Here is a 12,813-nt window from a genome sequence, read left to right as displayed (position 1 = left end):
CCCCCATGGAGAGCCGCCCCACAAGCAGAGGACCCCCGCGAGTGGCACCTTCCCGCCCCCGTTGGAGGACGAGCCGAACCTGACGGACGACAGCGACTCCGAGACCGAGGCCGTCGTCCCAGGAGAGTGGCGCCCCTCCACCCGACTGAAGGGGCCCAAGGCCCTGGACGGTGGACAGAAGCGCGTTCACGGGAACTGGGATCCGCCTTCGGGCTCGGAAAGCGACGACAGCGACGACGACAGTGATGACGACAGTGGGGACGACTCCCAGTCCCCCATCATCCACGACAAGAAACGCACTCGGTACAGATACGCGCGGACAGGAGAGCCCGAGTACCCATTCTTCCCTCCGCGGGCGTCGTCCTCGATGGACGTCGACCTGGTGGTCCTCCCCTGCGACCCCCCTTCACCGCCCCCCTTCGTCCCTGAGATGGAGGAGGACGAGGGCCCCGAGGAGACGGAGGGCTGGTTCTATGCCACCGCCAGCAAGTACGAACCCGATGACACAGGGGAGCGCGCCCTGGTGTGGTTGGACCTCGTCGAGGAGGAGTGGTTCGACGAGCGCGCGGAGCTGGAGCGACAGGATTTCCATCGCCAGAACCGGTGGACGCCCCTCTGGGAGCTGGAGTTCCAGGCGGACGGCTACCGCCATGAGGCGGGAGTCCCCACCGTCACCGTCGTCGTGGGGAACAGCAAGTTCCACATCCAGGAAGGCATCTGGTTCCGGGTCAGGGTTTCGTCCACCCGTCCCACCATGGACGTCGACAACGGCCCCCTGGAGGTGTCGTGCTACCGGCAGTTCCCCTCGCTGAAGTTCGGGCCCGAGCAGACCTGGTGGGTGCTGGAGCTGGAGGCGATTGGGGACCAGGGCAAGGAGCTGGCGCGCATCTATTCCATCCGCCCCGAGGACAGCACGGGCCAGCAGAGCACCAGCCTCAACCAGCACGTGTCCTATGTCGGCGTGTTCGACATCGGTCAGGGCAACTGCAACGCCCTCTTCGACGCGAATGGCCACCCGTTCGCCTACTTCGACTTCGGCCTGGGGGACGACAAGTCCCACAAGTACACGCGCCCGACGAACTACCAGCCCTGCATGGCCGGCAACCCCGTGGTCATCCTGTCGCACTTCGACACGGACCACCGGCAGCTCGCGGTGGAGAAGCCGCAGGCCATGCACCTGCCCTGGCTGGTCATCGAGAACAAGCCCGTCACCAGTGACAGGAACTTCTTCAACGCGCTGACCCACGTCCGCGTCATCTCCAACAACCAGCTCTGCTTCGAGGAATACCCCTGGGGCTTCGTGCTGCGCGCGGACTGGCCGGGCCACCACAACAGGGAGATCGACAAGAACGAGATTGGCCTCGCGGCGCTGGTGCGCGTGCAGGACGACAGCAACGCGCCGCCCATCGGCCAGCGCCGGGCGCTCGACGCGGGCGGCACGCGGCCAGAGCTGTTCCCGGAAGAGCGCTACGTCCTGCTCACTGGCGATGCGATGTTCCAGCACATCGCCTCGTGTCGCGCGCGAGACCTGGACGGCAAGGTGGTCGGCATCCTCGCGGCCCACCATGGCGCCAAGGACGGCCTGGAGGAGAAGTACATCCCGCTCGCCGCGCCGCCGCTGCACGGCCTGCCGCCCACGGTGGTGTACTCCTACGGCATCTTCTTCACGGGGAGCCTCAAGAACAAGGTCGGCAAGCACGGCTACGCGAAGAACGGCGGCGCGGGACACCCCTTCCCCGAAGCCGTCGACATGTACCGCGTGCGCGGCTACCACTACGTCCAGAAGACGGCGGAGGACATCGACGTCACCCTCATCAACACGAACACGAACGTCCTCGTGGTCCACCCCCGCCATGGAAAGGAACACAACGACAACGTCACCCTGAGCGGGGCCGCGCATGCGGTCTACAACGCGGGGCCGCACCCCATCCACAAGCTGGACGAGGACCACTACACCTTCCCGGTGCCTCGCGACGGCACGCCGAGGGTCGAAGCGGGCATCCTGTCCACCTGCGCCGTGCGCGTCTTCGACGCGGGTCCGAACACCTGGTGCTTCATTCGCAAGCCCGGGCACGGCCTCTCGGATGGAGACATCGTGGCCATCGCCGGGACGTCCAACGACAACCCGGCCATCGCCATCCACCGGTGTGACAAGAACTACGTCGCGGCGCCGCTCTCCGTCCTGGCCAGCCAGTTGGACGCGGATGGCACCCTGAATGGAGCGCCAGCCGCCGTCTACCACCTGCCCGCCAACCACTGCCTCGTCCGCCACGAGCGGCACGGCCTGGACGCCCACGGCGCGCCCCAGGTCAACCTGAACGGCGTGGGCCTGAACCCTGTCACCGTGCTGGACGAGGACCACTACATCTGGCCCCTGTCCACCAACGCCACGGCGACGCCCACCGTGAACAAGGTCGCCACCGCGGGCGTCACCGTGACGCTCATCGCGGTGCCCACCGGCGACGCGCTGGTCGTGGACCCGGGCCCCGCGCGCACACCCGGCATCCAGGTCCGCCTGCGCAAGTACGACGGTGGCGGCTTCCCCGCGGCGCTGACGCAGATGCCGCTGCAGCCCGTCCCTGGCGTCGCCGGCTACTACACCGTCGATCAATGCCATCACAAGAATGACTCCTCCCCCATGCGCATGGAGCTCAACGGCGTGGTGGGCCAGCGTCGCCACTGCCTGCTGGGCTGGAGGGGACCCGGGACGCCGCCCGTAGGGCTCGCCGCGACGAACATCCAGGCGGCCACCACGGCGTATGAGCAGGCCGCCGCGCGTGTCTCCCACTGCTACGCCCAGGCCCAGGCGGCGACGCTCGTCGGGGGCGCGGCGGAGGCCGCGAGCAAGGTGACCGGCAACTCCGCGGCCGACGTGGCGGACGAGGCCGAGACGGAAATGACGGGCGCGGCCTTCGTGAACCTCCATCCCACGGCGGCGACCAAGATGGCCCTCCGCGACGCGATTCTCGCGGCGCGCGGCGAGCCCAATCGCAGCGCGGCCTCTCGCCTCATCAACGGCATCGTGCAGCGGCTGCGGCAGCCCGCCATCCTGGCCAGCCAGGAAGCGGAGCGACAGGCCCGCGCGTCCGTGCAGGTGGTCCACACGAACGGAGGCCCGCTGCCGCTCCAACTCGTGCATTGCCAGAAGCCGCCCGCGTCCCAACATCCCGTGGCCGCGAAGCCCGTCCCGGAGCCCGTGCTCGGCGTGGGGCCACGCGCCACGGGGACCTCCATGCCCCCGGGCGGCGGCGCTCCCGTCGTCGAGGCCACCGAGTTGCTCACCTTCCCCGCGGGCGAATGCCTGGTGCACCACCCGGCCCATGGGCTCGTGGGGACGAAGCAGGTGAGGCTGCGTGGCACGGGCGTGGCACTCCTGGATGGCGCGCGCAACGCCACCGTCGTCGACGCCCATCACTACCGGCTGGATGCCAGCGCGGGAGCGAACCACGTGCACACGCTGCCGAGCGTGGGCGTGCGCGTGACGCTGATGGACTTCCCCGAGGGCCAGTGCCTGCTTCACCACCCCGGCCAGGGCGCCACGCTGGGCTGCGTCCACGTCGACGGCTCCTCGGCCGGCGCGTGGGATGGCGACCACGAGGTGACGGAAATCATCGACGCGGACCACTACAAGCTGCGCTTCACCAGCGCGGTGGCCAACGGCGAGGCCGCCCAGGTGGACGGCACGCCGGTGACGCTGGACGATGACGGCACCGACACCATCGTCACCCACCTGGCCCATGGACGCGGGCTGGGTCCGGTGGTCGTCACGGAGAGCACGGACCCATCACTCGACGGGCCTCAGCGGGTCGTCGAGATTGTCGACGCGAACACCTACCGCACGGACAAGACGAGCCCGGTGAACGTGCATGCGACGGCGAAGCTGGGCGGGGTGGATGTCGTCCTGGACGCGGACCTCACGGGAAGTGTCGTCACCCACGCGAACCATGGACGAGGGCTGCGAATGGTGAAGCTCCAGGGCGCCAGCGTGCCCGCCTACGACGGCGCCCACCCTGTCGCCCGGAACCTGGACGCGGACTGGTCCCTCCTGGACGTGTCCCAGGGTGCGGCGGCGGAAGTCACCGGGCAGGTCGCCGGCAACAACGTCACGCTGCTGGACAAGGCCCCCACCGAAAGCCTCCTGCGCCAGACGCAAGCCGACGGCTTCTGGGGCACGGCCCAGGTGGAGTTGGTGGGCTCCACCGGCCACTTCCACGACGGCGAGCGCACGCTCGCGAACGTGGGCGGCACCCCCTCGCTGCGCACGCTTCCGCGCAACGAGAAGGTCTATCGCAAGGATGAGGTGGACCTCTTCGTCCCGGTGACGGTGGTGGACCACATGGGCAACCAGGCGGTGGCGCGTCACCCCAACCATGGCCTCAAGGGCGCGCCCATCGTCACCATCAACGGCGCCGCGGTCATCGCGCTGAACGCGGCGCATGCCGCCACCGTGGTGGACTCCAACCACTATGCCCTGCCCCTGGGCGCTCCCGCCGCCGCGGTCCAGAACATCACCTCGCAGGTGACGCGAACCCCGCTGGCCATCGCCGGACCGGCGGCTCCCGCCCAGGGAACCCCCAGGCATGGCGTCACCCTCAGCGTGATGGGAATCGCGGCGCTGAACGGGCACCACCAGACCGCTCAGGTCATCGATGAGACGAGCTACGAGTTGGCCATCACCACCGGCGCCGTCCACCTCGGCGTCGCCGGAATGGCGGACACCGGCATGGGGGCGGGCCCCGTGGCCATCACCCTGGATGATGACGGCACCTCCTGCACGGTGACCCACGCGGTGAACCACGACCTGGGCGCGGGCACGGTCACCATCACCGACGGCAACCACGTCGGAGGCACGTATGCCTATAATGGCCTGTATGCCGTTGCGGGCGTCACCGACGACGACTCCTACGACATCACCCTCCCGGTGTCGGGGGTGGTGAGGACCGTCAAGCTGAAGGCCAATGGGCGCACCGCCTACCTCGCGGACGACGGCGCGGGGGTGGGCACCCTGGAGCACTCGAATCCCCACGAGCGCGTCATCCACCTGGCCCCCGCGAACGCCGCGCCGGTCTCATGCCTTCCCGCCGCCTGCGACTTCACCAATCTCACCCAGGCATGAGCACCCACGCGGACAACGAAGGCCGACGGCTGCTCTCCGGCGAGCCGTTATGTGAAGAGGGCAGCTACCTCCAGGCGACGCTCGGCGGGTGGTTCCGCCTGAGTGAGTCCGGCGCCCCCGTGCTGCTCACCGTGGAGCACCTGTTGACGCCGGACCCCATCAGGGCCGCGTCCGCGTGCCTCGCGGTAGGAGGCCCGCCGCCGCGCCTGCGCTGGCAGGGGGAAGACGCCATCGTGAACCGCCGTCCCGAGGGGCGCTGGCTGTGCCACGCCACGTCGGGCGAGCGCGTCGCCAGGGTGCTGGCCTCGGGAGTCCGACCCGAGACGGGACACCAGGGTCCGCTCGACGCCTGCATCGCCGCGCCCGTGGCCCCGTCGCTCGGCTCGGACGAGTACCCGCCGCTGCCCTGGGTGCCCCGCGTCGCGGAGCCTCGCGAGGGCAGCACCGTGCTCAAGTTCACCCGGCGGGGCGGACTGCGTCACGGCCGCATCCTCTGCGTGAGCGAGTCTGGAGACGAGGTGCTCGTCACCTCCACCAGTGAGCAGCCCTTCGCGGTGGAAGGCGACTCGGGCGCGCTCCTCATCGACGTGGAGGCCCGTGCCGCCATCGGGCTGCACGTGGGAGAGGTCTACATGCGCTACGTGAAGGAGCGTCAGTGGGCCGTGTTGTGGCGGGCCCGTCCACTGCCGCTCCTGATGAAGGCCTTTCACCTGCGGCCCTACTGAACAGCCCTCACACGCGCACCGGGGACTCCGTCGCGAAGGACACACGGGCTTCAAGGTGCCTGCGCCGTCCTGCCCCACCCACGTCCGTGGGCTGGAAGGCAGTGGTGGGGGGTGGCAGGAACAACCTGCTCGGCGAGAACTTCCGCATCGCCCAGCCGTACAATGGCGGCCACGCGCCCATGCCCGTGTTCTCCCGCGAGTTCCTCGTCACGCTCACCGCCCTGTTCGACCCTGGCCTGAGCGAGCTGTAGCCACGCCAGGTCTTCCCTCTGGAGTCTCGCCCGACCATGAGCACGCACGGCCACGGCAAAGGCCCCCGGCTCATCGCCGGAGAGCCGCTGAGTGAGGAGGGCAGCCCCTACGAGACCTCCCTCGGAGGCTGGTTCCGCCTGCGTGAATCCGGCGCCCCCGTGCTGCTCACCGTGGAGCACCGGCTGGGACCGCCCATGCTCCCACCGGCGCCCGGCGTCCTCCCGGTGGGAGGCCCGGTGGTGCCTCAACCTCAAGCGTACCTGCGAGGCGAGGACGGCATCGTGGACCGCCGTCCCGAGGGGCGCTGGCTCCGCCACGTCACCACCCAGACCCGGGTCGCCCAGGTGGTGGCCACGGGAGCCAGGCAGTGGAGCTTCCCGGGCCTGCTCGACGCCTGCATCGCCGCGCCCGTGGACCCGGAGGAGCGCGGCTCGGGCGAGTACCCACCCGTGTCCTGGGTGCCCCGGGTGGCGGCGCCCCGCGTGGGCAGCACCGTGATGAAGTACTCCTCCCGGGGAGGCCTGCATCGCGGCCGCATCATCTCCGTGGGCGAGGACGGACAAGAAGTGCTCGTCACGGCCACGGATGACCGGCCCTTCTCGGTGGCGGGCGAGCCGGGCGCGCTCCTCATCGACCTGGAGACCCGCGCCGCCGTCGCGCTGTACGTGGGCGACGTCTACATGCGCGGCGTGAACGAACGACAGTGGGCCGTGCTGTGGAGCGCGCGCCCCCTGCCGCTCCTCATGGAAGCCTTCCGCCTGACGCCGTTCTGAGCACCCCGCGCACGCGCCTCAGGGGTGACGCTCCAGGACGATGTCCCGGCGCGCGAGCCACACGCCGGAGGCCGTGCGCGACAGCTTCACGATGCCACTTCCACCGCGAAGCTCCTGCTTCTCGCGGTAGCGCGGCGTCACGCCAAACTCGCCGTCGAACACGACGTCATCGACGTGGTACGCGGGCCGCCCCGGCTCGCCAATGAACAGGTGTACGTGCGCCGGCAGGGTGTCGTTCGGATAGGGCGCGGGCTTGATGGTTTCGAACGCATAGACGCCGTCCCCACCCGTCCTCGCCCACCCGCGCAACCGACCATGGCGACGGCTCCACTCGGACTCCCGCGTACCGTTCGCATAGAGCCCGGCCGCGTTGGTGTGATGCGCGTAGATGACGACTCCCGCGACGGGCTCGCGTGACTGCGCGCTCAACACCCGTCCCGTCAGCGTCATCCGCTCTCCGGGCTCCTCGGCGCTCGCCAGCCGAACGGTGGGAACCAGCCGCTCTGGCACCCGCTCCGCGACGGCTTCACATCCCTCGCAGGCGTAGAGCTGGGCCCTGACGCGGGGCGCCACGGGGACGGCTTCCGCTGGGACCGCGCAGGTGCAAGCCACCACACTCACGGCGCAGGACCCCAGCCCCAGCACGACGGAACGCCGACTCAGCTCTCGCATGAAGCCTCACAACAGGCGGCGCACCTCCGGATTCCAATCCGCTCGGACGTCCCGCGCGGACCTGGCGCTGTTCAACCCGGTGCATCGACACGACCAGCCTGGTGACGCGGGCCGGCGCGCTCCTGTCCCTCTCCATGACGCGCCCGCCAGCCGAGGGCGCGGGAGCCCTTCCTTCTCGCGCTGGATGAAACTGTTCAAGGCGGCGGGCCCACGCTATGGTGGCAGCCGCTGTCGTCATTCCACTCGGAGCCGGACGTGAGCCTCACCCCGTCCAGCGCCCCACCTGGGTGACCCGGCACCTCCCACCCTGAACTTTGTTCGCCGTCCGAACAAAGTTTCGAGCGCCCCTCCAGGCGGCGTTCTCGCCGCGCGTGGCCCCACTCGGCGGGCTCGAGGCGCCCCTCGTGCCCCCTTATCCCTCTCACGTCACCGTCGCCGCGACGCGTCAGGCAATGGGACGGGCCGCGTGCGGCGCCGTGTCTGGGTTTGGCGTCAAGGCCCTGTCACGCGGCGGCTTGCAATCCAACCAACGTCGCTGGTACTTTCTTCGTCACTCGAACGAATGAAGCACGGTTCGTGACGGAGTGACGGTGAGCCCCGGGGGTGTGGGCGGATGGGCACGGCGTGATTCACCTCACTCTCCTCTGAAGCAGAGCGCCTTTCTTGACGCATCGCACCACGCGAGCGTCGGTTCCTTGCGTCGTCTGGTTTCTTCGCAGTGCGAACGAAGTTTTCCAGCAGGGAGGGGAAGCCCATGCAACACAAGCGTTTCGCCTGGACGTGTGCCGCGGCGGGGTTGCTCGCCGCGATGAGCCTGCTCGGTGCGTGTGACCCGGAGGAGGACGACAAGACGCCCGACCCCCAGACTGACGCGGGGACGAAGCCCGACTCGGGAACTCCAGACGCAGGACAGCCGGACGCGGGGCCCGTGGACTCGGGGGTGCCGGACGCGGGTCCGCCAGACTCCGGGACTCCCGACGCGGGCGAGCCGGACGCGGGGCCTCCTGACGCGGGCCCCACCACGGCGCTTCCCCTGACGGTGGACGGAACGTGGGCGCCCAGCGGCTACATGGGCGACGGCGCGTCGGGCGGCATCGTCTCCGCGCCCGAGTGCGCCGCGACGCGGCCGGGCACGGGCAAGGGCGACTGCCACAAGTTCACCTATACGGCGGGCGGCGGCAACTGGGGTGGCGTGTGGTGGCAGTACCCCGAGAGCAATTGGGGTGACCTGCCCGGCTTCGAGGTCCCCGAGGGCGCGTCCGTCCTGTCCTTCTATGCGTGGGGAGCCACGGGAGGCGAGGTCGTCAAGTTCCTGGTGGGTCTGAGTACCACGGCCGACGGCTTCAGCCTCGATACCGGAGACCAGACGCTCACGGCGGAGCCAAAGGAGTACACAATCGACGTCAGCCGCGTCCGATACCGGAAGGTGGTGGGTGGTTTCGGCTGGGTAGCGGGGGGCAAGCCGACCCCGGTCGTCTTCTACGTCGACGACATCCAGTGGAGATGACACCCACCGCGCCTTCCGCGCGGCGGAATGGAGCGTAAGGGGACGATGAAAGTGGGAACGGCGGCACTGACGGTCGACGCGGCGGGCATGCGGGCGCAGAACAGCAGCCTGCTGCTCAACATGATCTGGCGCGAGCGCCAGATTTCCCGGGCGGAGATTGCCCGGAGGACGGAGCTGAGCCCGTCCACCGTGTCGGCCATCGTCGCGGACCTGGAGCACTCGGGGCTGGTGCGCAGCATCGGCGCCGGCGTCTCCCGAGGCGGCCGTCGCCCCACCCTCATCGGCTTCCGGGATGACGCCTTCAGCATCCTCGGCGTGGAGATGGGCGCCACCCACGTCACCGTGGTGCTCACGGACCTGCGGGGCCGGGTGCGCACCCACCGCAGCGCCGCACAGCAGGTTCGCAACGACCCGGAGGGCACACTGAAGACGGTGCGGACATTGGTGCAGGAGTGCCTGGACGCCGAGCGCGTTCCCCGGCGCTCCGTCGTGGGCCTGGGCGTGGCCGCGCCCAGCCCGGTGCACCCGTCCGCGCCCGGGAAGATGTCCCCGCTCATCCTGCCGGCGTGGCGCGGCTACGACGTGCGGGAGGCCTTGAGCACCACGTTCGACCTGCCGGTGTTCGTCGACAACGACGCGAACCTCGGCGCGCTGTCGGAGTGCTACTGGGGCGCGGGCACCAGCGGCGAGGACCTGACGTACATCAAGCTGGCCACGGGCATCGGCTCCGGCCACATCATCCACGGCGACGTGTACCGCGGCGCCGGAGGCACGGCCGGAGAGATTGGCCACATCGCCGTCGACTCCGCGGGGCCCCCGTGCCTGTGCGGACTGCGCGGCTGCCTCGTCACCCTCATCGGCTCCGGGGCGCTGGTGGAGCGCGCGCGGGAGCTGATGGGCACCAAGGGCCGAAAGGCTCCGACGATTCGCGAGATTGTCGAAGGCGCGCGCGCGGGCGACCCGGCGGCGCGGCAAATCATCGATGGGCTGGGCCAGTACCTGGGCGTCGCCGTCGCGGGCCTGCTCAACCTGCTCAACCCCGCCATCGTCGTGCTCGGCGGGGAAATCTCCTCCGTGGGCGACCTCTTGTTGGACCCGTTGCGGGCGTCGGTGCGCAAGCGCGCGCTGTCCACGTCCATGGCGGAGACGCGCATCGTCACGTCCGCGCTGGGCGACAAGTCCATCGCGGTGGGCGCGGCCACACTCGTGCTCCAGGCGGCCCTCCGGGACCGCACGTTATTTCCCCTCCAACACGTCGGAAAAACCGCATGACGCCCAGCCGACTCCTCCCGTGGTTCGCGCTCCTGGGATGCATGGCCTGTGACCCGGCCCGCTCAGGACGCACCGACCCGCCCCCCACCACCGTCCAGCCCTCGCATCAGGATTGGAAGCTGGTGTGGCAGGACGAGTTCGACGGACCGGCGGGCACGCCTCCTTCCACCGAGCGGTGGAGCGCGGACGTCGGAGGAGACGGCTGGGGCAACGGCCAGTACGAGCACAACACCGCGCGGCCGGAGAACGCGTCGCTGGACGGCGAGGGCCGCCTGGTCATCACCGCGCGGCGCGAGCGATACCAGGGCAACGACTACACCTCCGCGCGCCTCACCACGCGCGGCAAGTTCGAGCGGACGTACGGGCGCTTCGAGGCGCGCATCCAGCTGCCCACGGGCAAGGGCATCTGGCCCGCCTTCTGGATGCTGGGCGCGAACTTCAACCAGGTGGGTTGGCCCACGTGCGGCGAAATCGACATCATGGAGCACCGGGGCCAGCTGCCCGCCATCGTCCGGGGCTCGCTGCACGGGCCAGGGTATTCGGGCGGGGAGAACGTGGGCCAGGAGCACGTCGTCGCGGGCGGCAGGCTCTACGAGGACTTCCACGTCTTCGCGGTGGAGTGGGACCCCGACCGCATCCGCTGGTTCGTGGATGACATCGCCTTCATGGAGGTGACACCCAGGGACCTGCCGGGCAACGCCCGCTGGGTGTTCGACCATCCGCACTTCCTCATCCTCAACGTCGCGGTGGGAGGCGGCTTCGTGGGCCCTGTGGACGGCACCACGCAGTTCCCCCAGCAGATGCGGGTGGACTATGTGCGCGCCTACTCGAGGGTGGAATGAGGCCCGCGGGCCTCGTCACCTCCGCCCTCCTCCTGCTTCTGTGCGCGGCGTGCTCGAACGAGCCCCGTCCGCGTCCGCCGGGGACCCTGTTCGTCTCCGTGGAGCAGCAGAGCGCGTGGGTGCGCAACTTCAACCCGCTCTTCCCGGGCGCGGGCTCTCGCTGGCCCACGCGCGCGGGCGTCTACGAGTGCCTGGAGCTCTACACACCGTCCAAGGGTGACTACCAGCCGTGGCTGGCCACGGGGCACGCGTGGTCCGAGGACCGCCGCACCCTGCGCTTCACGCTGCGCGAGGGCGTGCGCTGGTCCGACGGAAAGCCCTTCACCGCCGAGGACGTGGCCTACACCTTCCAGTTGCTGCGCAAGCACGCGGCCCTGGACGCGGGCGGCGTGTGGCGCTTCCTGGCGGACGTGCGCGCCGAAGGGCCGCACACGGTGGCCTTCCAGTTCTCGCGCACGTTCATCCCCGGCTTCGGGGACCTGGCCGCGCAGCCCATCGTCCCGCGCCACATCTGGGAGCAGGTGGCGGACCCGGTGACGTTCACGAATCCCAACCCCGTGGCCACCGGTCCGTTCACGCAGGTGAGTGTCTTCCGCAATCAGGTGTACGAACTGAGCCGCAACCCGTACTACTGGCAGCCCGGCAAGCCCGCCGTCAGGGCACTGCGCTTCCTGGCCTTCCCCACCAATGACCAGGCGAACCTGGCGCTGGTGGAGGGCGAGGTGGACTGGGCGGGCAACTTCGTCCCCGCGGTGGACCGCACCTTCGTCGCCAGGGACCCGAAGCACCACGCGCGCTGGTTCCCGCTCTTCGGCAGCACCGTCTTCCTCTACCCCAACACCACCCAGCCCCCGCTGAACGACGTGCGCGTGCGCAAGGCGCTGAGCATGGCGCTGGACAGGGAGCGGCTGGTCGAAATCGCCATGTATGGCTACACGCGGCCGGCGGACGCCACGGGCCTCAACGACGCGTACACGGGCTGGCGGGACGCGGACGTCGCGGACGACGCGTGGGTGCGCCACGACGCGAAGGAGGCCGCGCGGCTCCTGGACGAGGCGGGGCTCACGCGGGGGCCCGACGGGCTGCGCCGCCAGGCGGACGGCAGCCCGCTGACGCTGGACATCGAAGTGGTGGGCGGCTGGTCGGACTGGGTGCGCGCGGGGCAGGTCGTCGCGCGGGACTTGCGCAAGCTGGGCCTCCAGGCGCAGCTGCGCACGTACGAGTTCAGCGCGTGGCAGGCGCGACTCCAGAAAGGGGAGTTCCAGCTGGCCATCTCCTGGTCGCTGGACGGCCCCACGCCGTACACCTTCTACAAGTGGATGCTGTCCTCCGCGACGGTGCGTCCGGTGGGCGAGGTGGCTCCCGCCAACTGGCAGCGCTACGGCGACAAGGAGACGGACGCGCTGCTGGAGCGCTTCGAAGTCACCGACTCGCGCGAGGAGCAGCAGGCGCTGATGGCGCAGGTGCAGCGACGCTTCTCCGAGACGGCGCCGGCGATTCCGTTGTTCCCGAACCCGTCCTGGGGCGAGTCCAACTCCAAGCGCTTCACGGGCTTTCCCACCGAGGCGAACCCCTACGCCCGGCTTTCGCCCCACGCCGAGCCCGACAGCCTGCTGGTGCTGACGGCGCTCGCCCCGAGGGAGGCGCCCTGACC

9 protein-coding genes are annotated in these 12,813 nt (G+C 70.0%); 8 read left to right on the top strand and 1 reads right to left on the bottom strand.

Annotation, left to right across the window (positions count from 1 at the left end):
• Window positions 1-61: 61 nt before the first annotated feature.
• The 4 genes from HR086_RS15535 (at window position 62) to HR086_RS15520 (ending at window position 6,866) form a co-directional block, all read left to right on the top strand.
• On the top strand, window positions 62-5,116 hold the full coding sequence (locus HR086_RS15535; RefSeq protein ID WP_217441822.1) for a hypothetical protein: 5,055 nt from the start codon (window positions 62-64) through the stop codon (window positions 5,114-5,116).
• Window positions 5,113-5,841 carry a hypothetical protein gene (locus HR086_RS15530; protein WP_141644436.1) on the top strand — a complete coding sequence of 243 codons (729 nt, stop codon included), beginning with the start codon at window positions 5,113-5,115 and terminating at the stop codon, window positions 5,839-5,841. The genes HR086_RS15535 and HR086_RS15530 overlap by 4 nt, the downstream gene beginning before the upstream one ends.
• A gap of 104 nt (window positions 5,842-5,945) precedes the next feature.
• Entirely contained in the window at window positions 5,946-6,092 is a 147-nt protein-coding gene (locus tag HR086_RS15525) for a hypothetical protein (RefSeq protein ID WP_174466007.1), read from the top strand.
• 36 nt (window positions 6,093-6,128) lie between these two features.
• Window positions 6,129-6,866 (top strand): hypothetical protein, encoded by a 738-nt coding sequence (locus tag HR086_RS15520; protein ID WP_174466006.1) that lies wholly within the window; start codon window positions 6,129-6,131, stop codon window positions 6,864-6,866.
• Window positions 6,867-6,884: 18 nt separating this feature from the next.
• Here HR086_RS15520 and HR086_RS15515 read toward each other — a convergent pair whose 3' ends face one another.
• Window positions 6,885-7,439, bottom strand: coding sequence for an intradiol ring-cleavage dioxygenase (locus HR086_RS15515; RefSeq protein WP_174466005.1), 555 nt, complete (start codon window positions 7,437-7,439; stop codon window positions 6,885-6,887).
• Between the two features lie 853 nt (window positions 7,440-8,292).
• On the opposite strand from HR086_RS15515, the gene HR086_RS15510 reads away from it, so the two are divergent.
• The 4 genes from HR086_RS15510 to HR086_RS15495 are packed head-to-tail and all read left to right on the top strand — an operon-like array spanning window position 8,293 to window position 12,811.
• A complete protein-coding gene (locus HR086_RS15510) occupies window positions 8,293-9,045 on the top strand; it encodes a hypothetical protein (RefSeq protein ID WP_174454250.1) in 753 nt (250 codons plus the stop codon).
• Between the two features lie 45 nt (window positions 9,046-9,090).
• The gene (locus HR086_RS15505) at window positions 9,091-10,317 is read left to right on the top strand and encodes an ROK family transcriptional regulator (protein ID WP_174460953.1); all 1,227 of its coding nucleotides are present in this window, start codon (window positions 9,091-9,093) and stop codon (window positions 10,315-10,317) included.
• Window positions 10,314-11,159, top strand: coding sequence for a family 16 glycosylhydrolase (locus tag HR086_RS15500; protein WP_174454249.1), 846 nt, complete (start codon window positions 10,314-10,316; stop codon window positions 11,157-11,159). Before HR086_RS15505 ends, HR086_RS15500 begins: the two co-directional genes overlap by 4 nt.
• Window positions 11,156-12,811, top strand: a complete 1,656-nt coding sequence (locus HR086_RS15495) for an ABC transporter substrate-binding protein (RefSeq protein ID WP_174466004.1) — start codon at window positions 11,156-11,158, stop codon at window positions 12,809-12,811. The genes HR086_RS15500 and HR086_RS15495 overlap by 4 nt, the downstream gene beginning before the upstream one ends.
• The last annotated feature ends 2 nt before the right edge of the window (window positions 12,812-12,813 follow it).

It is taken from the genome of Myxococcus sp. CA039A, from assembly GCF_013336645.1.
Taxonomy (GTDB): Bacteria; Myxococcota; Myxococcia; order Myxococcales; family Myxococcaceae; genus Myxococcus; species Myxococcus llanfairpwllgwyngyllgogerychwyrndrobwllllantysiliogogogochensis.
This window is presented reverse-complemented; position numbering and strand designations above follow the sequence as displayed.

Bases quoted from the DNA above. Each gene is read 5' to 3' on its own strand.
- HR086_RS15500 (WP_174454249.1), top strand. From the start codon at position 10,314: ATGACGCCCAGCCGACTCCTCCCGTGGTTCGCGCTCCTGGGATGCATG.
- HR086_RS15520 (WP_174466006.1), top strand. From the start codon at position 6,129: ATGAGCACGCACGGCCACGGCAAAGGCCCCCGGCTCATCGCCGGAGAG.
- HR086_RS15510 (WP_174454250.1), top strand. From the start codon at position 8,293: ATGCAACACAAGCGTTTCGCCTGGACGTGTGCCGCGGCGGGGTTGCTC.
- HR086_RS15495 (WP_174466004.1), top strand. From the start codon at position 11,156: ATGAGGCCCGCGGGCCTCGTCACCTCCGCCCTCCTCCTGCTTCTGTGC.
- HR086_RS15530 (WP_141644436.1), top strand. From the start codon at position 5,113: ATGAGCACCCACGCGGACAACGAAGGCCGACGGCTGCTCTCCGGCGAG.
- HR086_RS15505 (WP_174460953.1), top strand. From the start codon at position 9,091: ATGAAAGTGGGAACGGCGGCACTGACGGTCGACGCGGCGGGCATGCGG.